Origin of the sequence: Pseudomonas sp. 22515, from assembly GCF_052044625.1 — a bacterium.
In the GTDB taxonomy this organism is placed as follows: Bacteria; Pseudomonadota; Gammaproteobacteria; order Pseudomonadales; family Pseudomonadaceae; genus Aquipseudomonas; species Aquipseudomonas alloputida.
This window is the reverse complement of sequence record NZ_JBQENN010000007.1, coordinates 77,548-98,684: the sequence shown is the minus strand read 5'-3', so window position 1 is coordinate 98,684 and position 21,137 is coordinate 77,548. Positions and strand designations below refer to the sequence as shown.

At 62.7% G+C, this 21,137-nt stretch carries 21 protein-coding genes; 11 read left to right on the top strand and 10 right to left on the bottom strand.

Translation table 11 applies throughout. From position 1 onward, the window contains the following. Positions 1–62: 62 nt before the first annotated feature. Positions 63–1,169, bottom strand: a complete 1,107-nt coding sequence (gene aguA, locus ACTJJN_RS09060; protein ID WP_011953220.1) for an agmatine deiminase — start codon at positions 1,167–1,169, stop codon at positions 63–65. 278 nt (positions 1,170–1,447) lie between these two features. Between aguA and rfbC the strand changes: the two genes are divergently transcribed. The 4 genes from rfbC to ACTJJN_RS09040 are packed head-to-tail and all read left to right on the top strand — an operon-like array spanning position 1,448 to position 5,708. Next, positions 1,448–1,993 carry a dTDP-4-dehydrorhamnose 3,5-epimerase gene (gene rfbC / locus ACTJJN_RS09055; protein ID WP_011953219.1) on the top strand — a complete coding sequence of 182 codons (546 nt, stop codon included), beginning with the start codon at positions 1,448–1,450 and terminating at the stop codon, positions 1,991–1,993. A gap of 42 nt (positions 1,994–2,035) precedes the next feature. Beyond that, positions 2,036–3,850: a sensor histidine kinase gene (locus ACTJJN_RS09050; RefSeq protein WP_004575931.1), complete on the top strand. Its 1,815-nt coding sequence runs from the start codon at positions 2,036–2,038 to the stop codon at positions 3,848–3,850. Beyond that, on the top strand, positions 3,847–5,253 hold the full coding sequence (locus ACTJJN_RS09045) for a sigma-54-dependent transcriptional regulator (protein WP_011953218.1): 1,407 nt from the start codon (positions 3,847–3,849) through the stop codon (positions 5,251–5,253). The genes ACTJJN_RS09050 and ACTJJN_RS09045 overlap by 4 nt, the downstream gene beginning before the upstream one ends. Next, positions 5,253–5,708 carry a thioesterase domain-containing protein gene (locus ACTJJN_RS09040; protein ID WP_003255791.1) on the top strand — a complete coding sequence of 152 codons (456 nt, stop codon included), beginning with the start codon at positions 5,253–5,255 and terminating at the stop codon, positions 5,706–5,708. Before ACTJJN_RS09045 ends, ACTJJN_RS09040 begins: the two co-directional genes overlap by 1 nt. 146 nt (positions 5,709–5,854) lie before the next feature. Here ACTJJN_RS09040 and cysQ read toward each other — a convergent pair whose 3' ends face one another. Next, positions 5,855–6,673 (bottom strand): 3'(2'),5'-bisphosphate nucleotidase CysQ, encoded by an 819-nt coding sequence (gene cysQ, locus ACTJJN_RS09035; RefSeq protein WP_088513476.1) that lies wholly within the window; start codon positions 6,671–6,673, stop codon positions 5,855–5,857. Further along, a complete protein-coding gene (gene nudE, locus ACTJJN_RS09030; RefSeq protein ID WP_003255794.1) occupies positions 6,670–7,236 on the bottom strand; it encodes an ADP compounds hydrolase NudE in 567 nt (188 codons plus the stop codon). The genes cysQ and nudE overlap by 4 nt, the downstream gene beginning before the upstream one ends. Before the next feature lie 64 nt (positions 7,237–7,300). On the opposite strand from nudE, the gene yrfG reads away from it, so the two are divergent. Beyond that, the gene (gene yrfG / locus ACTJJN_RS09025; protein WP_003255795.1) at positions 7,301–7,963 is read left to right on the top strand and encodes a GMP/IMP nucleotidase; all 663 of its coding nucleotides are present in this window, start codon (positions 7,301–7,303) and stop codon (positions 7,961–7,963) included. Between the two features lie 111 nt (positions 7,964–8,074). Here yrfG and lysM read toward each other — a convergent pair whose 3' ends face one another. Then, on the bottom strand, positions 8,075–8,515 hold the full coding sequence (gene lysM / locus ACTJJN_RS09020; RefSeq protein WP_010951629.1) for a peptidoglycan-binding protein LysM: 441 nt from the start codon (positions 8,513–8,515) through the stop codon (positions 8,075–8,077). A gap of 175 nt (positions 8,516–8,690) precedes the next feature. Here lysM and fdhD point away from each other — a divergent pair, with 175 nt between their 5' ends. From fdhD to ACTJJN_RS09005, 3 genes are all read left to right on the top strand, one after another. Continuing rightward, a complete protein-coding gene (gene fdhD, locus ACTJJN_RS09015) occupies positions 8,691–9,521 on the top strand; it encodes a formate dehydrogenase accessory sulfurtransferase FdhD (protein WP_011953217.1) in 831 nt (276 codons plus the stop codon). 5 nt (positions 9,522–9,526) lie between these two features. After that, the gene (locus tag ACTJJN_RS09010) at positions 9,527–11,872 is read left to right on the top strand and encodes an FdhF/YdeP family oxidoreductase (protein WP_088513474.1); all 2,346 of its coding nucleotides are present in this window, start codon (positions 9,527–9,529) and stop codon (positions 11,870–11,872) included. 196 nt (positions 11,873–12,068) lie between these two features. After that, complete coding sequence (locus tag ACTJJN_RS09005) at positions 12,069–12,551, top strand: glycine zipper domain-containing protein (protein ID WP_003255803.1); 483 nt, start codon at positions 12,069–12,071, stop codon at positions 12,549–12,551. Between the two features lie 56 nt (positions 12,552–12,607). Here ACTJJN_RS09005 and ACTJJN_RS09000 read toward each other — a convergent pair whose 3' ends face one another. The 3 genes from ACTJJN_RS09000 to hslO form a co-directional block, all read right to left on the bottom strand. After that, positions 12,608–13,048, bottom strand: a complete 441-nt coding sequence (locus tag ACTJJN_RS09000) for an acyl-CoA thioesterase (RefSeq protein WP_392493998.1) — start codon at positions 13,046–13,048, stop codon at positions 12,608–12,610. A gap of 282 nt (positions 13,049–13,330) precedes the next feature. Continuing rightward, positions 13,331–14,872 carry a phosphoenolpyruvate carboxykinase gene (locus ACTJJN_RS08995; RefSeq protein ID WP_003255806.1) on the bottom strand — a complete coding sequence of 514 codons (1,542 nt, stop codon included), beginning with the start codon at positions 14,870–14,872 and terminating at the stop codon, positions 13,331–13,333. A gap of 179 nt (positions 14,873–15,051) precedes the next feature. Continuing rightward, on the bottom strand, positions 15,052–15,951 hold the full coding sequence (gene hslO / locus ACTJJN_RS08990; RefSeq protein WP_088513473.1) for an Hsp33 family molecular chaperone HslO: 900 nt from the start codon (positions 15,949–15,951) through the stop codon (positions 15,052–15,054). Positions 15,952–16,071: 120 nt separating this feature from the next. Here hslO and ACTJJN_RS08985 point away from each other — a divergent pair, with 120 nt between their 5' ends. Then, positions 16,072–16,866 (top strand): phosphatase PAP2 family protein, encoded by a 795-nt coding sequence (locus ACTJJN_RS08985; protein WP_004576368.1) that lies wholly within the window; start codon positions 16,072–16,074, stop codon positions 16,864–16,866. A gap of 27 nt (positions 16,867–16,893) precedes the next feature. On the opposite strand, the gene ACTJJN_RS08980 is transcribed toward ACTJJN_RS08985, so the two are convergent. Then, positions 16,894–17,295 (bottom strand): RNA-binding S4 domain-containing protein, encoded by a 402-nt coding sequence (locus ACTJJN_RS08980; protein ID WP_003255812.1) that lies wholly within the window; start codon positions 17,293–17,295, stop codon positions 16,894–16,896. A 109-nt stretch (positions 17,296–17,404) separates the two neighbouring features. On the opposite strand from ACTJJN_RS08980, the gene rimB reads away from it, so the two are divergent. Beyond that, complete coding sequence (rimB, locus tag ACTJJN_RS08975; protein WP_004576370.1) at positions 17,405–17,887, top strand: retropepsin-like aspartic endopeptidase RimB; 483 nt, start codon at positions 17,405–17,407, stop codon at positions 17,885–17,887. Beyond that, positions 17,884–18,789 (top strand): 30S ribosomal protein S6--L-glutamate ligase, encoded by a 906-nt coding sequence (gene rimK / locus ACTJJN_RS08970; RefSeq protein WP_003255817.1) that lies wholly within the window; start codon positions 17,884–17,886, stop codon positions 18,787–18,789. The genes rimB and rimK overlap by 4 nt, the downstream gene beginning before the upstream one ends. Positions 18,790–18,886: 97 nt before the next feature. On the opposite strand, the gene ACTJJN_RS08965 is transcribed toward rimK, so the two are convergent. Then, entirely contained in the window at positions 18,887–20,200 is a 1,314-nt protein-coding gene (locus ACTJJN_RS08965; RefSeq protein ID WP_003255819.1) for an ATP-binding protein, read from the bottom strand. Between the two features lie 13 nt (positions 20,201–20,213). Continuing rightward, positions 20,214–20,954 carry an osmolarity response regulator transcription factor OmpR gene (gene ompR / locus ACTJJN_RS08960; RefSeq protein ID WP_003255821.1) on the bottom strand — a complete coding sequence of 247 codons (741 nt, stop codon included), beginning with the start codon at positions 20,952–20,954 and terminating at the stop codon, positions 20,214–20,216. Positions 20,955–21,137: the final 183 nt, after the last annotated feature.

The window sequence follows — 21,137 nt, the reverse complement described above, 5'->3', positions numbered from 1 at the left end:
CGGGCGTCGCCCGCGCAAAAAAGAGGCCCGTCACATGACGGGCTTCTTTATTCATCACGCGCTCAGCGCTTGACCGGCGCCGGCTGCTGTTGGGTCAGGCAGTGGATGTTGCCGCCCCCCAAGAGCAGTTCGCGGCCCGGGATCATCACCACCTCATGGTCGGGGAAGATCCTTGCCAGGATCGCTCTGGCTTCGGCATCTGCCGGGTCGTCGAAGCTTGGGGCAATGATGCCACCGTTAACAATCAGGAAGTTCACGTACGAACCCGCCAGGCGCACCGACGGGTCACGCTCCTGGCTGCCGGCGACCTGGTCGACACCGGCGCACTCTTCGGCGGTGGCGTACAGCGGACCCGGGATCGGCATCTTGTGCACGATGAACTCGCGGCCCTTGGCGTCGCGGGTGTTCTTCAGCACATCCATGGCCGCGTGGCAGCGCGCATAGTTGGGGTCGTTGGAATCATCGGTCCAGGCCAGTAACACTTCGCCCGGGCGCACGTAACAGCAGAAGTTGTCGACGTGGCCGTCGGTTTCGTCGTTGTACAAGCCATCAGGCAGCCATACCACGGTGTCGACCGCCAAGTGATCGCGCAGCACCGCTTCGATCTGCTCGCGGCTCAGGTGCGGGTTGCGGTTGCGGTTGAGCAGGCATTCCTCAGTGGTGATCACGGTGCCTTCACCGTCTACGTGGATCGAACCACCTTCAAGCACAAAACCTTCGGTCTGGTAGCGCTGGCAGCGCTCCATTTCCAGCACCTTGGCGGCCAGTTCCTCGTCGCGGTTCCAGGGTGCGTACAGGCCGCCGTCGAAGCCGCCCCAGGCATTGAAGCCCCAATCGACACCGCGCACTTCGCCATGGCCGTTGATGACAAAGGTCGGGCCGGTATCACGCACCCAGGCATCGTCGTTGCTGATTTCAACCACACGAATGTTCGGCTGGTCGAGTTGGCGCCGGGCGTTTTCGTACTGGCCGGCGGAGGCCGCGACGGTCACAGGTTCGAAACGGGCAATGGCTTTGGCCAGGGTTACGTGGGCAGCCTGCGCCGGCTTGCCGCCCAGGCGCCAGTTGTCCGGGCGCTCCGGCCAGACCATCCACACCTGAGTCTGCGGGGCCCACTCGGCGGGCATGTGGAAACCATCGGCACGGGGCGTGGAGTTGAGGGTTTTCATGGGTGACCTCTGTGATGGCCCTGAGCCGGGTGTGCCTGGGGCGTTTGTCAATTTATAACCGATATATATCGATAATTGAAGCCTGAAAATCGAAGAATGTCGCGCCACTCGGCGAATTTAAATCGATAACAATCGACACATATCAGAGCTGGTCTGTTGAAAGGAACGGCCTGCCGTCCACCATAGCCCCACCTTATGCATCCTGTTACAGCTACGCGCGGAAATTTTCGGCAAGGCCGACTAGTGTCAATACTTGAACGAAGGACCAGCGAGCCGCTATGAACATCATCCCTACAGCAATCCCTGAAGTACTGATCATCGAGCCAAAGGTGTTCGCTGACAGCCGTGGTTTTTTCTTCGAGGCATTCAACGCCCGTGAGTTCTCACAGCAAACCGGCGTGAACATGGAGTTCGTCCAGGACAACCACTCGCGCTCCATCAAGGGCGTGCTCCGTGGGCTGCACTACCAGGTGGCAAACACCCAGGGCAAGCTGGTGCGCGTGGTGCACGGGGAGATCCGCGATATCGCCGTGGACGTGCGCAAAAGCTCGCCAACATTCGGCAAATGGGTCGCGGTGCACCTGTCGGCCGACAACCATCGCCAGCTGTGGGTTCCGCCTGGCTTCGCCCACGGGTTTGCGGTGATGAGTGAATCGGCCGAGTTCCTCTACAAGACCACCGACTACTACAACCCGGGCGCCGACCGCTGCATCCGCTGGGACGACCCGCAACTGGCCATCGACTGGGGGCTGCAGCAGCCTCCGCTGTTGTCGGACAAGGACAAGGTGGGCCTGCCATTGGCAGAGGCGGAACTGCTGCCTTAACTAGCGCATAATTGCGTCAGACTTTTCTGGCGCATTTACCTGATGATTGCAAAGCCCACGCCCCCACGCCGTCCCCGCTGGCGCAGCCTGGCCCTGCTGGCGCTGATCTTGGCCCCATTACTGTGGCCCCTGCATCACTTGGCCGAACGCTATTACCAGGAGGAACTGGCCTCGCAGAACCGCCAGACCCTCGACCTGTATGTGGCCAACCTGCTCGGCACCCTGCACCGCTACGAGACCTTGCCGCAAATTCTCGGCGACTTGCCGGCGCTGCGTGGCGTGCTGGCCGACCCTTTCCGCCTGGAAGCGGTGACCAACGCCAACCGCCTGCTCAAGGACATCGTGCAGCAGACCGGTGCCGAGGTGATGTACCTGATGGATGTCAGCGGCAACACCTTGGCCGCCTCGAACTGGGACAAGCACGACAGCTTCGTCGGCCGAAACTTCGCCTTCCGCCCCTACTTCAACGAAGCCATGGCTGGCCACCTGGGCCGCTTCTTCGGCCAGGGCACCACCTCGGCCAAGCGCGGCTACTTCTTTGCCGCGGCCGTGCGGGACCGCGAGCGGATCGTCGGCGTGCTGGTGGTCAAAGTCGATCTCGACCACACCGAAACCCTGTGGGGCCGTACGCCCGAGCAGCTGTTGCTGACCGATCACAATGGCGTGGTCATCCTGACTTCGCGGCCCGACTGGCGCTTTCGTGCTACCCGCACGCTAACCGACGCCGAGCGCCAGGCCATCATCGCCATCCAGCCCTATCCGACCCAGGCCCCACAGCCGCTGGTTCTCAACCCGCAGGCCTGGATCACCCAGACCCGCGACATCAAGGAAACTGGCTGGCAAGTCAGCATCCTTGCCCCGCGCACGCTGGTTGATCGCTCGGTGCAGACGGTAATGGCCATCGGTGCCGGTACGCTGCTGGTACTGATGTTGCTGGCAGGCTTGGTGATGCAACGGCGGCGCCATTACATCGACCGCATCGACTTCGAAGCACGGGGCCGCCAGGAACTGGAAAAGCGCGTGGCCGAACGCACCGCCGACCTTGAAGGCCTGAATACCCGCCTGAAAAATGCCGTGCTGGAGCGCGAAAACGCTCAGCAGGAGGCAGTGCGCGCACAGGACGAACTGGTGCAGGCCGGCAAGCTGTCGGTGCTCGGCACCATGTCGGCCAGTATCAGCCATGAGTTGAACCAGCCCCTGGCCGCCATCCGCAGCTACGCAGAAAACGCCGAGATCCTGCTCGACCACCAACGTACCGAAGACGCCCGCGGCAACCTCAAGCTGATCGGCGAGCTGACCGGGCGCATGGCCTCGATCATTGCCCACCTGCGTGCCTTCGCCCGTCGTGACCGCCATGCCCCGGAGAGCGTTGCCCTGCAGCCGGCCCTGGACGATGCCCTGGCGCTGCTTGCCAAGCGCCGCCGGGCGATGGCCGTAGAGCTGATCCGCGACCTGCCGGAAGCCACCTTGTGGGTACAGGCAGGCGAAACCCGCCTGCGCCAGGTGCTAGGCAACCTGCTGGCCAATGCCCTCGACGCCCTGACCGAAAAAGCCAACCCGCGCCGCCTGTGGCTAAGTGCCGAGCAGCGTGATGACTGCGTCTACCTGTACATCCGTGACAACGGCCCCGGCTTCAGCCGCCAGGCCCTGGAGCACGCCAAGGAGCCGTTCTTCACCACCAAGACCCGTACCCAGGGCTTGGGCCTGGGGCTGGCCATCTGTGAAAGCCTGATGCGCGCCCTGGGCGGTGAACTGCTGCTGGCCAACCACCCGGAAGGTGGTGCAATGCTGACCCTCCAGCTGCGTGTGGCCGCATCTGGCGCTACTTTGCCCAATTCGGAGGACCCCTCGGCATGACCACCGAGACACTGATCGACAGCCGAGCCCAGGTCATCCTGGTCGACGATGACCCCCACCTGCGCCAAGCCTTGAGCCAGACCCTGGACCTGGCCGGGCTCAAGGTAGTCGCCCTGCCCGAAGCCCAAGGCCTGGCCGACCGTATCGAGGCCGACTGGCCAGGCGTGGTGGTCAGCGACATCCGCATGCCGGGCATCGATGGCCTGCAGTTGCTGGAACAACTGCACGGCCGCGACAGCGAACTGCCGGTGCTGCTGATAACCGGCCATGGCGATGTGCCGCTGGCGGTGCAGGCGATGCGTGCCGGGGCTTATGACTTCCTGGAAAAACCCTTTGCCACAGACGCCCTGCTCGACAGCGTACGCCGCGCCCTGGCCTTGCGCCGACTGGTGCTGGACAACCGTAGCCTGCGCCTGGCACTGAGCGACCGCCAGCAACTGGCAACCCGCCTGGTCGGCCATTCACCGGCCATGCTGCGCCTGCGCGAGCAGATCGGCGCCTTGGCCGGCACCCGCGCCGACGTGTTGATTCTGGGTGAGACGGGCGCTGGCAAAGAGGTGGTGGCCCGCGCGCTGCACGACCTGTCCAGCCGCAGCGAAGGGCCGTTCGTGGCGATCAACGCCGGCGCGCTGGCCGAGTCGGTGGTCGAAAGCGAACTGTTCGGCCACGAGCCCGGTGCGTTCACCGGCGCGCAGAAGCGCCGTATCGGCAAGTTCGAATTTGCCAACGGCGGCACGCTGTTCCTCGACGAAATCGAGAGCATGAGCCTGGATGTACAGGTGAAGCTACTGCGCATGCTGCAGGAGCGGGTGGTCGAACGCCTGGGCGGCAACCAGTTGATCCCGCTGGACATCCGCATCATAGCCGCCACCAAGGAAGACCTGCGTCAGGCTGCCGACCAAGGGCGTTTCCGCGCGGACTTGTATTACCGCCTGAACGTGGCGCCGCTGCGTATTCCGCCACTGCGTGAACGCGGCGACGACATATTGGTGTTGTTCCAGCATTTCGCCGATGCTGCCAGCCAACGTCATGGCCTGTCGCCGCATGCGCTGCAACCCGCGCAACGCGCCCTGCTGCTGCGTCATGACTGGCCAGGCAACGTCCGCGAGCTACAGAACGCCGCCGAGCGTTTCGCCCTTGGCCTGGAACTGGCACTCGATGGCCAGGCACCCTCGGCAGCAGCGCCGGCAGCGCCCATGCTCAGCGGCAACCTCAGCGAACAGGTCGAGCAGTTCGAACGTTCGCTGATCGCCGCCGAACTGGCCCAGCCACACGGTTCCATGCGGAGCCTGGCCGAAGCACTGGGTATCCCCCGCAAAACCCTGCATGACAAGCTGCGCAAGCATGGCTTGAACTTCGACGGCGGCAGCGGCGGGCATGACGATCAAGAGGACAACCGTTAATGAGCACCAATAGCCAGTACCTGCAGTCCGTACTGCACAGCGACATCCCCCTGACACGCGAGATGGGCCTGGAAGTGATCGATTGGCAGCAGCACACCCTGCGCCTGCAACTGCCGCTGGCGGCCAACGTCAACCACAAAAGCACCATGTTCGGCGGCAGCCTGTACTGCGCAGCAGTGCTGGTGGGTTGGGGCTGGCTGCACCTGCGCCTGCGCGAACTGGGGATCGATGACGGGCATATCGTCATCCAGGAAGGGCAGATCAGCTACCCGTTGCCAGTGACCGGCACGGCAGTGGCGCGTTGTGCCGCGCCGGACGATAAAACCTGGGAGCGGTTCCTGACCCTGTACCAGCGCCGTGGGCGGGCACGGTTGACGTTGGAGACCACGGTGAGCAATGACGGCAGTGACGAGCCGGCGGTGAGGTTCAGCGGCCAATACGTTCTGCACCGCTAGTACGACTAACGCGGCCTTTGTGGGAGCGGCCTTGCGTCGCGATGAGGCCGCAAAGCGGCCCCAGGATTTCAGCTTCGCCGCCAGAATTGCCGGGGCCGCTTTGCGGCCCTTTCGCGACACAAGGCCCACAGGATCGTGCCAGGCAGTTAGATGAGGTTCAGGAAGGCCTGGCGCCATGCAGCATTGGCAGGCAATGCCAGGAAATGCGGATTGAGCAGCGACTCGCGCGGTGGATACCGGAACGGCAAGCCATCCAGCCCGATCACTTCGCCACCGGCCCCCTCCACCACACCCTGCGCCGCAGCAGTATCCCACTGCGAAGTCGGCGCCAGGCGCGGATAACAATCGGCGCTGCCCTCGGCCAACAGGCAGAACTTCAACGAGCTGCCAATATTGGCCAGCTCCAGCTCGCCCACCGCAGCCCCAAGGCCGGCCAACAGCGCTTCCTGCTCCGGGCTGGAATGCCGACGGCTGGCCACCACGGTAAAACGCTCGCCCTGCGCGGGTGCGTTGCGTACTTGGATCAGCTGGGCTGCCTCACCGGCATCTGCACGCCAGGCCCCCATGCCGCGCCCACCAAAATAGCAGCGCCCATTGGTGGGCATCGACACCACGCCAAACACCACCTCGCCGTTCTCGATCAGGGCGATGTTGACCGTGAACTCTTCACTGCCGGCAATGAATTCCTTTGTGCCATCCAACGGGTCGACTAGCCACCAGCGGCTCCAACCCTGACGCTCGGCCAGCGCAATATTGCAGTCCTCTTCGGACAGCACCGGAATCTGCGGCGCCAGCGCCAGCAGACCATCGGCAATTACCCGGTGCGCGGCCAGGTCGGCGGCGGTAACCGGCGAATCGTCGGCCTTGTTGGTTACCGCGACATCGGCGCGCCAGAATGGCAGGATCGCCTCGCCTGCCGTCAGCGCCAGCTTGACCACTTCGTGCATCAGTTGCAGGTCGTTCATAGCTCCAGCAGCCCCCGCTGAATCAGCAGGTCACGGGCCAGGTACAGCGCCGCCAGGGCGCGGCCCTCGGTGAACTGCGGATGCATGGCCAAGGCCGACAACTCACGCAGGTTGACCTTGTCGACCCGCATCGGCTCGGGCTCGTCGCCTTCCAGGCGCTCTTCGTACAGGTCGCTGGCCAGCACCACCTGAATCTTCTGGCTCATGTAGCCCGGCGACAACGACAGTTCCGTCAGGTGCTCCAGCTGGCGTGCGCCAAAACCGGCTTCTTCCTTGAGCTCCCGGTCGGCTGCCGCCAGCACGTCTTCGCCCGGCTCGATCAGGCCCTTGGGCAGCGACAGCTCGTATTCATCGGTACCACCGCAGTACTCCTCCACCAGCACGGCGTGCTCGGCATCGAGCATGGCCACGATCATCACCGCGCCGTAGCCGTTACCCCGGCCCACAAGGCGCTCATAGGTGCGCTCGGCGCCATTGCTGAAGCGCAGCTGTACGGCTTCGACGCGGAACAGGCGGCTACTGGCGACAATTTCGCGGCTGAGTACGGTGGGTTTCTGGCGCATGGGGCGGCTCCTTGGCGTGAACGGGTTACTATACCGTGGCTTGCCGACTGATCGAGAGTTTCCCATGCCTGTTCTTCCCTGGTCTGCCATCGACACTGTCCTGCTGGACATGGATGGCACCCTGCTCGACCTGCATTACGACAACCGCTTCTGGCTGGACCACCTGCCCCAGCGCTATGCCGAGCTGCACGGTGTAAGCCGGGCCATGGCGGAAATGGAGCTGCAACCACTGTTCGAACGCAATGCCGGCACATTGAACTGGTACTGCCTGGACTTCTGGAGCCGCGAGCTACGCCTGCCGATTCGCGAGCTGAAGCGGGAAATTGCCGACCTGATTGCCCTGCGCCCGGATGCCGATACCTTCCTGGCGGCGATTCGCCAGGCCGGCAAGCGTGTCGTGATGATCACCAATGCCCACCGTGACTCGCTGTCGCTGAAGCTGGAACGGGTGGAGCTGGCACCGTACTTCGAGCGGCTGATCAGCTCGCACGACTATGGCTACCCGAAGGAAAGCCCGCAGTTCTGGGATGCCCTGCAGGCGGATATCGGCTTCGAACCAGAACGCAGCCTGTTCATTGATGACACGCTGGCGATTCTGCGCAGTGCACGGCGGTTTGGTGTGGGGCACTTGCTGGCGGTGCGCCAGCCAGATAGCAAAGCAGGGCCGCGGGATACTGAAGAGTTTGCGGCGGTCGAGGATTACCGGGAGTTACTGGTAGGCCTATGAGGCCCTCTTCGCGGGTGAACCCGCTCCTACAGATACTGCGCCAGCCGTGAGAGGGCGCTCAACCTGTGGGAGCGGGCATGCCTGCGAAGAGGCCGGCACAGACTTCAGCGATCAGTCAGGAATACGCAGCACCTGCCCCGGATAGATCTTGTCCGGGTGCTTGAGCATCGGCTTGTTGGCCTCGAAAATCTTGTTGTACTGATTGGCATTGCCATACACGACCATGGCAATGGCTGAAAGTGTGTCGCCCGATTTCACTGTGACGAACCTTGCCGCCTGGACTACCGGCCCGGTCACGGTGATCTGGTCCTCGACACTGGCCACGCCGCTGATGTTGCCCGCCGCCAGGATGATCTTCTCCTTCTCTTCCTGGCTGGCCACTTCACCCTTGAGGATGATCTTGTCTCCTTCTACAGTGGCGGTGATGTTGGGGTTGCCCAGGCCAACAGCTTCCACGTGTTTCTTAAGCTGCTCTTCGGCATTGGCGTTGCCAGGGGTCAGCAGGTCGATCAACTTCTCGCCGGCTTCCTTCACGAAACTGAACAGGCTCATTGCGCTCTCCTTGTTGACGAAACCTTGGACACAGGAGTCTAGGCCAGCTTTACCACTCCCGCCCTGCGCGACCAATCGACGCGGTCTATCAAGGCATAGACCCTAGCGATTAGACGCCGCCGGCCCGCACGCCTAGGCTTGTGCTATCAGAAAGCCGCCGGTATTCAGCGCCCCGATGAACAGCAAGCCTCCGGTCTGCGCGGCCTCATCGCCCTTGTCCATGCCCGCCGCCAGCAACACCTACGATTACGTCCAGCTCAGCGACGCCAAACGCGACAGCACCCCGCTGGCCGAGGAAGTGGCCCTGGCCATTGTCTATAACGGCCTCAACCAGGCGGTGATGCTGGTCAGCCCTACCGATCTGGAAGACTTCGCGGTCGGTTTCAGCGTCGGCAGCGGCATTGTCGAAGGCACCGCAGAAATCTACGACCTCAAGCTCTCCGGCAGCGGCTCGGCAATGTACGCCGACCTGGAAATCTCCAGCCGGGCGTTCTGGAACCTGAAAAACCAGCGCCGCCAACTGGCCGGCACCAGTGGTTGCGGGCTGTGTGGGGTCGAGGCCCTGGAGCAGGCGCTGCCGGATCTGGCCGTGTTGCCGGGTGCGCCCCTGCCCCCGGCCCAGTGGCTGGTCGGCCTGCGCGAGCGCATCGACGCCTTCCAGCCACTGGGCCAGCATTGCGGCGCCGTACATGCAGCACTGTTCATGGACCGCCAAGGCGAACTGCTGCTCGGCCGCGAAGACATCGGCCGGCACAACGCCCTCGACAAACTGATTGGTGCCCTGCTGCGGCAACACATCGACAGCCAGGGTGGCTTGGCCATCGTCACCAGCCGCTGCAGCCTGGAGTTGATCCAGAAAGTACTGCGTGCCGGCATCCAGACCCTGGTCAGCCTGTCAGCGCCCACCGGCCTTGCCCTGCAATGGGCACGCAAGCACAACCTCAACCTTATCCATTTGCCCAAGCACAGCGCACCGCGGGTCTACAGCCCAGCGGCGGAGTCGTAACAGTCGTGACCTCGTACCAACATCTTCCGGACAACGCCCCAGCCTCCCCTCCTCGCTACAAGCCCTACCACGGCCCCGCCGGCGGTTGGGGCGCACTGCGTAGCGTGGCCAAGGCCTGGGTCGGCAGCGATAACGCGCTGAAGAACATTCGCGCCCTGCTCAAGACCAACCAGAACGGCGGTTTCGACTGCCCCGGCTGCGCCTGGGGGGATTCGCCGGAAAGCGGCATGGTCAAGTTCTGCGAGAACGGCGCCAAGGCGGTGAACTGGGAAGCTACCAAGCGCCGTGTCGATGCTGCCTTCTTCGCCCGTTACAGCGTCACCTCGCTGCTGCAGCAAAGCGACTACTGGCTGGAGTACCAAGGGCGTCTGACCGAACCGATGGTCTACGACGCACCCAGCGACCGTTACCTGCCGATCAGCTGGGATGCCGCCTTCGCCCTGATCGCCCGCGAACTGAACAAGCTGGCCAACCCTGACCAGGCCGAATTCTATACCTCGGGACGTGCCAGCAACGAAGCGGCGTACCTGTACCAACTGTTCGTGCGCGCCTACGGCACCAACAACTTCCCTGACTGCTCGAACATGTGCCATGAGGCCAGCGGCGTGGCATTGGGGCAAAGCGTCGGGGTCGGCAAGGGTACAGTCACCTTCGACGACTTCGAGCACGCCGACTCTATTTTTGTCTGGGGCCAGAACCCCGGCACCAATCACCCGCGCATGCTCGACCCACTGCGCGATGCGGTAAAACGTGGCGCCCAGGTGGTGTGTATCAACCCGCTCAAGGAGCGTGGTCTGGAGCGCTTCCAGCACCCCCAGAACCCACTGGAAATGCTGACCAACAGTGACCGTCCGACCAACACCGCCTTCTTCCGCCCGGCCCTGGGTGGCGACATGGCGATGCTGCGTGGCATGGCCAAGTTCGCCCTGCAATGGGAACGCGAAGCCCAGGCCAACGGCGAACCGGCCGTGTTCGACCACGCCTTCATCGCCGAACATGGCCATGGCGTCGATGAGTACCTGGCCGTGGTGGACGCCACGCCGTGGTCGCACATCCAGGCACAGTCCGGCCTGACCTTGGCCGACATCGAACTGGCCGCGCGCATGTACTGCCGTGGCAAGCGGGTGATCATGTGCTGGGCGATGGGGATCACCCAACACCGCCACTCGGTGCCGACCATTCAGGAAATCGTCAACCTGCAGATGCTGCGTGGCAACATCGGCGCGCCCGGCGCCGGCCTGTGCCCGGTACGTGGCCACAGCAACGTGCAGGGTGACCGCACCATGGGCATCAACGAGCGCCCGCCAGAGGCGCTGCTGGATGCCATCGAAAAGCGCTTTGGCTTCCCTGTGCCGCGGCGCAATGGCCATAACACCGTCGAAGCCATACACGCGATGCTCGATGGCCGGGCCAAGGTTTTCATCGGCTTGGGCGGCAACTTCGCCCAAGCCACACCCGACACTGAGCGTACCGCCCAGGCGCTGCGCAACTGCGAGCTGACCGTGCACATCAGCACCAAGCTCAACCGTAGCCACCTGGTCCATGGCAAGCAGGCACTGATCCTGCCGTGCCTGGGCCGCACCGACATCGACCTGCAAGCCGACGGGCCGCAGGCAGTCACGGTGGAGGACTCGTTCAGCATGGTCCACGCCTCCAACGGCCAGCTGAAGCCGCTGTCGACGCAAATGCGCTCGGAGCCTGCAGTGATCGCTGGCATCGCCGCCGCCACGCTGGGCAAGCAACCGGTGGACTGGCACTGGCTGGTGGCCGACTACGACCGCATTCGCGATCTGATCGGCGATACCATTGCCGGTTTCAGCGGCTTTAACCAGCGCCTACGTAATCCGGGTGGCTTCTATCTGGGCAACAGCGCGGCCAGCCGCGAATGGGCGACCAGCACCGGCCGCGCCAACTTCAAGGCCAACCTGCTGCCCGACACGCTGCTTGACGAACGCGTACGGGCCAGCGGCCAGTTGCCAGACTTGATCATGCAATCGATGCGCTCGCACGATCAGTACAACACCACGATCTACGGCCTGGACGACCGCTACCGCGGTGTGCGCGGCCAACGCGAGGTGCTGTTCGCCAACGAAGCCGACATCATCCGCCTGGGCTTCCAGCCGGGGCAGAAGGTCGACATCGTTTCGCTGTGGGGGGATGAACATGTGCGCCGGGTGCAAGGCTTTACCCTGCTGGCCTTCGACATACCTGCCGGGCAGGCGGCGGCGTATTACCCGGAGGTGAACCCGCTGGTGCCACTGGAGAGCATTGGTGTGGGTAGCCATACGCCAACATCGAAGTTCATTGCCATCAAGCTGGAGCGTGCGCGCGAGGACGGGCGTATCCTGTAAAAATGAAAAAAGCCCTGTTCCGTGGCGGTTCAGGGCTTTGTCATAAAAGTCTCAGACAGCCTAAAAACGATAAAGTTTCATAGTAAATACAGCAAGTTAGAGAATTGTGTACAACTCGTGTTACTCGTCGGATTTCCGTTGCCAGCCACGTCTCTTAGCCTCAAATTCGCCTCGTCATCCCTATGAGGCTCTCTTGATGAAGAAGTACTCCTCGATTCTGTTGTTGTCTTTCAGCTTGCTCAGCGGCGTTGCCATGGCAGGCGGCACCACCGAGGCCGGCATTGGCGGCGCATTGGGTGGGGTACTGGGCTCTGTCGTGGGCAACTCCATCGGTGGCAGCACCGGCGGCGCCATTGGTGCCGGTCTGGGCGGTGCGGCAGGTGGCGCCCTGGGCGCAGACAAACGCCAGCGTGGTGAGGCCGCTATCGGCGGCGCGCTGGGCGCTGCAGGTGGTAACGTGGTCGGTCGCTCCGTGGGCGGCACCACGGGTAGCTACATTGGCGCGGCAGCCGGCGGTGGTGCCGGTGGTGCGCTGGGTAACTACCTGGGCAAAGAGGCCGACGAAGACGATTACCGCGATGGCCGCCGCTATCGTCGCGGCTACGACGACGACCGTCGTCACTGGGACCGTGGTCACCACTATGGCCACCGCAAGCACAAGCGCCACTGGCGCGACTAACGCCTGAGGGCCCTGCCCCCGGCAACAAAAGCCCCGCCCCTGCCAGCGGGGCTTTTTTATGCCTGCCGCTCCAGCATGAGGCCGGACAGGATAACCTGCAGCGCCTCTGGCAACGCCACAGGCCGGCCACTGTCGCGTTCGATGAACACCTGCACTACCGTGCCTGCTGCGCACGCCTCCGGTTCGCCCGGGCGATACAGCGCCAGCCGGTACTCTACCGTGCTGCCCGCCAGACGCGTCACTCCCAACCCCACCTCCAACAAATCCGGGAAGCCCGGTAGCGCGTAGAAATCCGCAGCCGAACTGACCACGAAGGCGGCCAGTTCACCGTGCCGCAGGTCCAGTTCAGCCTGCTCGACGAGAAACGCCTGGATCGCGGTTTCGAAAAAACCGTGCACCGTTGCACCGGCGATGTGGCCGTTCAGGTCGTTGTCCTGGGGGCGGGTGAGGATCGGGTGGAAGTGGAAGAAGGCAGTGCGCTGAGGGGCTTCGGTCATCTGGCTGGCTCTTGTCTTCGCAATGGATGCTGACAGTGAAACAGAAAAACCAGACTTTCGCTGCCTATGCGGGCCCCTTCGCGGGCAAGCCCGCTCCTACAACGGCCTGCCCCCCCCCACCGGTCAGTGTGTAGGAGCGGGTTTACCCGCGAATACGATGGCGGCTGCGACGGTGAATCGCGGGTGGACATTGGCCAGCAGGTCCAGCCTTTTCGCGGGTAATCCCGCATCCACAAAAAAGCCGCCCCTGGGGGCGGCTTTCTCGTTGCGGCTGAGCTCGGCTTACAGCTGCGGGCCAGCGGCTTTGATGGCGTCGGAAACTTCGAACTTCTTGAAGTTTTCGATGAACAGCTTGGCCAGACCTTTGGCAGCCTCGTCGTAGGCCGCTTTGTCAGCCCAGTTGGTGCGCGGGTTGAGCAGTTCGGTTTCAACGCCCGGAACGGCCTTCGGCACATCCAGGTTGATGATGTCCAGGTGCTCGGTTTCGGCACCGACCAGTGCGCCGCTCTGGATGGCAGCGATCACGGCACGGGTGGTGGGGATGCTGAAGCGCTTGCCAACGCCGTAGCCACCACCGGTCCAGCCGGTGTTGACCAGGTAGACCTTGGAGTTGAAACCGTTGATACGCTTGATCAGCAGCTCAGCGTACTCGCCAGCCGGACGCGGGAAGAACGGTGCGCCGAAGCAGGTGGAGAAGGTCGACTTGATGCCGCCGCCCGAGCCCATTTCAGTGGAACCGACCAGCGCGGTGTAGCCGGACAGGAAGTGGTAGGCCGCCTGCTCGTTGTTCAGGATCGAAACCGGAGGCAGAACACCTGTCAGGTCGCAGGTGAGGAAGATCACTGCGTTAGGCTCGCCGCCCAGGTTCGCTTCCGAACGCTTGGCAACGTGCTCCAGCGGGTAGGCCGCACGGCTGTTCTGAGTCAGGCTGACGTCGGTGTAGTCGGCGTGCTTGTTGGCGTCGAGAACGACGTTTTCCAGTACTGCGCCGTGCTTGATGGCTTTCCAGATGACCGGCTCGTTCTTTTCGGACAAGTCGATGCACTTGGCGTAGCAGCCGCCTTCCATGTTGAAGACAACGCCTTCGCCCCAACCGTGCTCGTCGTCACCGATCAGGTAACGGCTTTCGTCAGCCGAAAGGGTGGTCTTGCCAGTACCGGACAGGCCGAAGAACAAGGTCACATCGCCTTCTTCGCCGATGTTGGCTGCGCAGTGCATTGGCAGTACGTCGGCAGCCGGCAGCAGGAAGTTCTGCACCGAGAACATGGCTTTCTTCATTTCGCCGGCGTAGCGCATGCCAGCGATCAGCACTTTCTTCTGGGCGAAGTTGATGATCACGCAACCGTCGGAGTTGGTGCCGTCACGCTCAGGCTCGCACACGAAGTTGGCGACGTTGAGGATCTGCCACTGGTCGCGGCCAGCCGGGTTGAACTGCTCCGGGTTGATGAACAGGCAACGACCGAACAGGTTCTGCCAGGCAGTCTGGGTGGTCATCTTCACCGGCAGGTAGTGCTCGGCTGCGGCCCCTACGTGAACATAGGAAACGAAGTGATCCTGGGCGTTGTTGAACGCCTCGACGCGAGCCCACAGGGCATCGAACTTGTCAGCCGGGAACTTGCGGTTGATCGGGCCCCAGGAAATGGCGTCCTGGGTGGAAGGTTCTTCGACGATGAAACGGTCAGCCGGCGAGCGGCCAGTACGGTGACCAGTCTCCACGACCAGTGCGCCAGTATCGGCTAGTACGCCTTCACCGCGTTGCAGCGCTTCTTTTACCAGCTCATCGACGCTCAGGTCGGTGTACACGGTGTTGTTGGCTTGCGTCATGAGATACCCCATCCGGCCCGAGGCCGAGTGCTCCAAACGTTTTGTAGTTGTCTTGAAAAAACTACTACAGCGAAAAAAGTGGCCGGATTATGCCAGAAACGCCCAAAAAAAGTAGGCCCCTCCTGTCAGAACTGCGCTTTTGCGCAATTCGACAGGAGATTATCCTGTGATTTAACGTTTCAGTGACGAGTTTCTGAGGCCACGTCAGTACCGCCACCCGCAAACAGTTGCGCCACATCGCTGGCATCGAAGAAGTAGCGCTCGTTGCAGAACTGGCAATCGATCTCTACCGTCCCGCCACATTCGTCCACCAGCGCCTTGGCGTCGTGCTCGCCCAGACTGACCAGCGCATTGCCGGAGCGTTCCCGCGAACAGCTGCAATTGAAGCGCAGTGGCTGGATATCGAACAGGCGCACGGCGTCTTCGTGGTACAGGCGGTGCAGCAGGGTTTCGTTGCCCTCTGTCCACTCTTCAGGCTTGAGCGTCTTGGCCAGGGCCACCACGTGCTGCCAGCTGTCTTCGCGCTCTTCATCATCCGGCTGGCGATCACGCGGCAGTTGCTGCAGCAACAGCCCACGGGCCTTGCCGCCTGCGGCATCGAGCCAGAAACGGGTATTGAGCTGCTGCGACTGGACGAAGTAGTTGGTGAAACATTCCGACAGGTTGGCGCCATCGAGGTCGACGGTCCCCTGGTAGCGCTGGCCCTTGACCGGGTCGATGGTCAGGGTCAGGTGGCCGTCGGGCATCAGCTGCGACAGGGTGGCATCAGCCGAAATCTGGTCCGCTTCGTAGCGGGCCATGCCGCGGATCTCGCGTTCGCTGGAGCATTCCACCATCAGCAGCGGAATCGGCCCAGCCGAGCGCGCCTGCAGAATCAGCAAGCCATCGAACTTCATCGCACCCACCAGCAAGGCGGTGGCGGCCATCAACTCACCGAGCAGCACCTTGACCGGCTGGGGGTACTCATGACGCGCCAACACTGCGGCGTAGCTGTCATCGAGAGACACCCACTCGCCGCGCACATCGCGCTCGTCGAAGATGAAACGTTGGGTGAAATCTGTATCAGGCAAATCGCTCATAGGTTTCGGCTATCTAAAAAATGATGACAAAATGGTTACAAGGGTTGTCGAGAATCGGCGAGAACCCGTGACAGAGCGCTCACAAGGCGCTCCGATTCCTGTTTGCAATAGAGGTATTTTATGGACAATCGACCACTGTTCCAAGCAAGGTGGTCCTGGGGGCCATTGGCAGCCTGTACGCTGCTTCCCATCGCTCTACTGTGTTTCTGGTTATGGCCTTTTGGCCAGATCCTGTGCCTGACTTTCGACGAGTGGCTGTTCCGCAGCCTGAACGCGCCGCTGGCCGATAGCACCACCTGGCGCTACATCTGGACCATCGGCAGCCTACGCCCGTTCGACATCGTCGTCGGCCTGATCCTGCTCGCTGTGCTCATTCGTGGTGACTGGGTGTTCAAGGCCGCTCAGGTTCGCCAGGCATTTTTCGGCTTTCTGGTCACGCTACTCCTCTTAGTGGTGATTCGCGCGCTGTTTTCCAAGTGGGTGGATGCAGCCGGGTGGCAACACAAGAGCCCATCGATGATCTTCGACGACGTCGTGCACCTGAGTGACTATTACCCGAACCTGGAGGCGGCCTGGGAACTCAAGGACCGTTCCAGCAAAAGTTTCCCGGGTGATCACGCCTCGGTGCTGCTGATCTGGGCGCTGTTCATGAGCGTGTTCAGCCGCCGCCTTGTGCAATACCTGGTGGTCTGGGGGCTCGCAGCGCTGTTCATGCTGCCGCGCCTGGTGGCCGGTGCCCACTGGGGGCAGGACGACTACATCGGCGGCTTGCTGATGGCCGTACTGGCGTTGGGCTGGAGCTACTACACGCCCCTGGCGGCCAAAGGCAGCGAGGCGTTGATGCGCTGGACAGCGCCGTTGTTCAAGCTGCTGTCCACGTTACCGTTGGTCGGACGAATGGCGGTGTTGCGCTAGATTCCTAGGGCTGCGCAGCAGCCCCATTCAATCGTAACTTCCATGCAGCTGGTGAATCTGCCGCCGCTGCTTCTTGGTCGGCCGGCCATCGGTGGTCACGCCCATGGCCCCGGCCTTACGCATCTCAGCCGCCTGTTCACGGCGACGCACACTTTCTTCGGTTTCCTCGTACAACGCTTGCGCCTCTGGGGCACCACGACGCACCACCGACAGCGCCTTCACCACCACCGTGCGCTCATCGAAGCCGGTACGCAGCACGAACTCGTCGCCCACCCGCGGCTCTTTGCCCGGCTTGCAACGCTCGCCCCGGCAATGCACCTTGCCACTCTCGATCGCCGCCTTGGCCAGCGCTCGCGTCTTGTAGAAGCGCGCCGCCCACAACCATTTGTCCAGGCGAACCTTGTCGTCGTCTTCGGCTTTTTGTGCCATCCCGTTACCTCGGATTCTGTCTTTCATCGAACTGTACTACCTTCACATACGGATGCAAAAAGTCCCCGCCGTGCTTAAAGTTCTCCACCTCATTCGCAGGGTGCGCTTCGTGAAGACATTTGACCATTTGACTGTGATCGGCCTGCGCGAGTGGGTCGCCCTGCCTGACCTCGGCGTGGCCGGGCTGCGCGCCAAGATCGACACCGGTGCCAGTACGTCGAGCCTGCATGCCACCGAAGTGGAACCCTTCGAGCGCGACGGCCAGCCCTGGGTTCGCTTCACTGCGCACCTGGGCTCGGTGGTGCAGTTGCGCCACCGCCGCTGCGAGGCACCGTTGGTGACCATGAAAACCATCAAGAGCTCAAACGGCCACGCCCAGACCCGCTACGTCATCCGCACGTCACTGGCGCTGGGTGATGGTGTGTGGGAGGTGGAGTTCACCCTGGCCTGCCGCAAGAACATGCGCTACCGCCTGTTGCTTGGCTCCAAGGCCCTGATACACGGCCAGCTGGTAGTGAACCCAGGCCTGAAATACGTACAAGACAAACCGGCCTTCCCGGCCACCCTTTCCCCTGTCACAGGTGCTGCATGAAGATCGCTGTGCTGTCGCGCAATCCGCGTCTGTATTCCACCCGCCGCCTGGTCGAAGCCGGTACCCAGCGTGGCCACGAAATGGTGGTGATCGATACCCTGCGGGCCTACATGAACATTGCCAGCCACAAGCCGCAGATCCACTACCGCGGCAAGCCGCTGGAAGGCTTCGATGCCGTGATCCCGCGCATAGGTGCTTCGGTTACGTTCTATGGCTGCGCGGTGCTGCGCCAGTTCGAAATGATGGGCGTCTACCCGCTCAACGAGTCGGTAGCCATTGCCCGCTCGCGCGACAAGCTGCGCTCGTTGCAGCTGTTGTCGCGGCGCGGCATCGGCTTGCCGATCACCGGTTTCGCCCACTCGCCGGATGACATCCCCGACTTGATCCAGATGGTCAACGGTGCCCCGCTGGTGATAAAGGTACTGGAAGGCACCCAGGGCATTGGCGTGGTGCTGTGCGAAACCCCCCAGGCGGCCGAGTCGGTAATCGAAGCGTTCATGGGCCTCAAGCAAAACATCATGGTTCAGGAATACATCAAGGAGGCCGGTGGCGCAGATATCCGATGCTTCGTGGTAGGCGACAAAGTAATTGCCTCGATGAAGCGTCAGGCCAAACCGGGCGAGTTCCGCTCCAACCTGCATCGGGGTGGCGTCGCCAGCCTGATAAAAATCACCCCAGAAGAGCGCATCACCGCCATCCGGGCGGCCAAGGTGATGGGGTTGAGCGTGGCGGGTGTGGATATCCTGCGTTCCAACCACGGGCCGTTGGTGATGGAGGTAAACTCGTCGCCAGGGCTGGAGGGCATTGAAGTCACCACCGGCAAGAACGTCGCCGGGATGATCATCGAGCACCTGGAGAAGAATGGCGGGCCCAATCAGACCCGGACCAAGGGCAAAGGCTGATTCAAGCCTGTGCCCGCCTCTTCGCGGCTAAGCCGCTGCCACAGGTATTGCAGAGTCCCTGTAGGAGCGGCTTTAACCGCGAAGAGGCCAGTGAGCCTCACACAGCATTACGCGGCAGCAGCAGCCCCAGCGGCAACCTGACCCGCGCCTCGATCCCGCCGCCAGACCGGTTACGCAACTCCACGTTCCCGCCATGTTGCGCAGCAATCCGCTTCACGATCGCCAGCCCCAACCCGGTGCCCTTGCCGCCCCGCGCCCGGTCACCGCGAATGAACGGGTTGAAAATGGTTTCCAGCTCCGACTCGTCAATACCGGTGCCCCGGTCCAGCACACTGAGCACCACATACGGCGCACTCTCATCACCTGATACATAGGCAGCCACCTCGACCCCCTTGCCAGCATGGTGCAGGGCGTTGCCGATCAGGTTGCCGAGCATGCGCTTGAGCGAAACCCGGCGCAGCGGGAACGGTGGAATCGGCTCCAGGCACAAGCGCACACGCTCTTCCGGCTGGTTGTACGGAGCCACCACCTCACGCACCAAGTCAGCAAGGTCGACCTCTTCCACCGGCTCGTCACGCCCATCGCGGATGAAGGCCAGGAACTGATCGAGAATCGCGTCCATGTCCTCGATATCGCGAACCATGTCATCGCTCAGCTCGTTGTCGCTGTTCAGCAAGGACAGCGACAGACGCAGGCGCGTCAGTGGCGTGCGCAAGTCGTGGGAAACCCCGGCCAGCATCAACTCACGCTCGCGCCCGGCCTGCTCGACATCCTCGGCCATCTGGTTGAACGCCTTGTACACCTCGGTCATCTCGCTGGGGGTATCGCTGATCGGCAGGCGCACACTGCGCCCCTGGCCAAGCTGGCGGGCGGCGAACACCAAGCGTTTGAGCGGCTGGTTGAGCTGACGCACAAAAATCCACGCCGATGCTGTGGACAACAAGCCAATGGCCAGGAACCAGCCCAGCACGTTCCAGATCTTCTGCCCACGCAATGGGTGCGGGTACAGCGGCACTTTCAGCCAACCCGGACCCAGGCTTGGCGCATTGACCCACAACGCGGGCGGTGCATGAATGCGCAGCCGCACTTCGGTGTCGTCACCCAGCTCGGCCTGCATCTGCCGTTGGTAGATTTCACTGTAGGGCCAATGCTGCTCGCCTTCGGGCACACCCGAGCCGGTCACCCGGATAAGACCTGCCGCCTCGGCGATCTTGTCGCGGTTTTCTTCGTCGGCGGCCCAATAGGCGCGCAAGGTCAGCGCTACACCATGGCTGTACTGACGGTCGACCAGCACGTCCTCGTTCATCAGCAGGTAGACCAGGGTCAGCGCCTTGGAGAACAGAACGACGATCAACACCAGCCACAGGGTGCGGGCGAAGAAACTTTGCGGAAACCAGAGCGGTGTTTTCATCGACGTTCAGGCATCATTTTCCGGCGTTTCCGTCCGGTACGAACACGTAGCCGACGCCCCAGACGGTCTGGATGTAACGCGGCTTGGACGGGTCCGGCTCGATCATGCGACGCAGGCGTGAGATCTGCACATCGATGGAGCGCTCCAGCGCATCCCATTCTCGGCCGCGCGCCAGGTTCATCAGCTTGTCGCGGGTCAACGGCTCCCGGGCGTGCATCACCAGGGCCTTGAGCACGGCGAACTCGCCGGTGGTGAGCATGTGCACTTCGTTGCCGCGCTTGAGCTCGCGGGTGGCCAGCGACAGCTCATAGTCGCCGAAGGTGACCGACTCGTCTTCGCTGCCCGGCGCACCCGGCACGCTCGGCGCCTGGCGACGCAGCACCGCCTTGACCCGGGCCATCAGTTCGTCCGGGTTGAACGGTTTGCCCAGGTAGTCGTCGGCGCCCAGCTCCAGGCCCTTGATGCGGCTGAGCTCGTCGCCCTTGGCGGTCAGCATGATGATCGGGATCTGGTTGTTCTGCTGGCGCAGGCGCTTGCAGGCGGACAGGCCATCCTCGCCTGGCAGCATCAGGTCGAGCACCACCAGGTTGAACACCTCGCGCTGCAGCAGGCGATCCATTTGCTCGGTGTTGGGCACCGCACGGGCACGGTAGCCCTTGCTGGTGAAGAAACGTTCCAGCAGGCTGCTAAGCCCCGGATCGTCGTCGACGATGAGAATCTTGTCACCTTCAGCGGTGTTTGGCGTGCCGGTCATGAATAACTCCTCTGATATCGCCGCGCATTATGGCGTAGCCATTGCTGCACGTTGCGTGAGCATTGTTAGCAGATTTTTCCCCCGGCGCCAGTTCCGGCTGGCCGGGCGCCATCACCGCAAGCCGTTTGCGATGGGTATAATGCGCGGCTTTCATCCAGCGCCGCCGGGCAAAAAGCCCACAGG

What these genes read in the sequence shown, in the direction of transcription:
- rfbC (WP_011953219.1), top strand. Translation starts at nt 1,448, where the DNA reads ATGAACATCATCCCTACAGCAATCCCTGAAGTACTGATCATCGAGCCA.
- ACTJJN_RS08965 (WP_003255819.1), bottom strand. Translation starts at nt 20,200, where the DNA reads ATGAAAACACCGCTCTGGTTTCCGCAAAGTTTCTTCGCCCGCACCCTG.
- ACTJJN_RS09050 (WP_004575931.1), top strand. Translation starts at nt 2,036, where the DNA reads ATGATTGCAAAGCCCACGCCCCCACGCCGTCCCCGCTGGCGCAGCCTG.
- cysQ (WP_088513476.1), bottom strand. Translation starts at nt 6,673, where the DNA reads ATGAACGACCTGCAACTGATGCACGAAGTGGTCAAGCTGGCGCTGACG.
- ompR (WP_003255821.1), bottom strand. Translation starts at nt 20,954, where the DNA reads ATGACCGGCACGCCAAACACCGCTGAAGGTGACAAGATTCTCATCGTC.
- ACTJJN_RS08980 (WP_003255812.1), bottom strand. Translation starts at nt 17,295, where the DNA reads ATGGCACAAAAAGCCGAAGACGACGACAAGGTTCGCCTGGACAAATGG.
- fdhD (WP_011953217.1), top strand. Translation starts at nt 8,691, where the DNA reads ATGAACAGCAAGCCTCCGGTCTGCGCGGCCTCATCGCCCTTGTCCATG.
- ACTJJN_RS09000 (WP_392493998.1), bottom strand. Translation starts at nt 13,048, where the DNA reads ATGACCGAAGCCCCTCAGCGCACTGCCTTCTTCCACTTCCACCCGATC.
- ACTJJN_RS09045 (WP_011953218.1), top strand. Translation starts at nt 3,847, where the DNA reads ATGACCACCGAGACACTGATCGACAGCCGAGCCCAGGTCATCCTGGTC.
- aguA (WP_011953220.1), bottom strand. Translation starts at nt 1,169, where the DNA reads ATGAAAACCCTCAACTCCACGCCCCGTGCCGATGGTTTCCACATGCCC.
- hslO (WP_088513473.1), bottom strand. Translation starts at nt 15,951, where the DNA reads ATGAGCGATTTGCCTGATACAGATTTCACCCAACGTTTCATCTTCGAC.
- rimK (WP_003255817.1), top strand. Translation starts at nt 17,884, where the DNA reads ATGAAGATCGCTGTGCTGTCGCGCAATCCGCGTCTGTATTCCACCCGC.
- lysM (WP_010951629.1), bottom strand. Translation starts at nt 8,515, where the DNA reads ATGAGCCTGTTCAGTTTCGTGAAGGAAGCCGGCGAGAAGTTGATCGAC.
- yrfG (WP_003255795.1), top strand. Translation starts at nt 7,301, where the DNA reads ATGCCTGTTCTTCCCTGGTCTGCCATCGACACTGTCCTGCTGGACATG.
- ACTJJN_RS08985 (WP_004576368.1), top strand. Translation starts at nt 16,072, where the DNA reads ATGGACAATCGACCACTGTTCCAAGCAAGGTGGTCCTGGGGGCCATTG.
- ACTJJN_RS08995 (WP_003255806.1), bottom strand. Translation starts at nt 14,872, where the DNA reads ATGACGCAAGCCAACAACACCGTGTACACCGACCTGAGCGTCGATGAG.
- ACTJJN_RS09040 (WP_003255791.1), top strand. Translation starts at nt 5,253, where the DNA reads ATGAGCACCAATAGCCAGTACCTGCAGTCCGTACTGCACAGCGACATC.
- ACTJJN_RS09005 (WP_003255803.1), top strand. Translation starts at nt 12,069, where the DNA reads ATGAAGAAGTACTCCTCGATTCTGTTGTTGTCTTTCAGCTTGCTCAGC.
- nudE (WP_003255794.1), bottom strand. Translation starts at nt 7,236, where the DNA reads ATGCGCCAGAAACCCACCGTACTCAGCCGCGAAATTGTCGCCAGTAGC.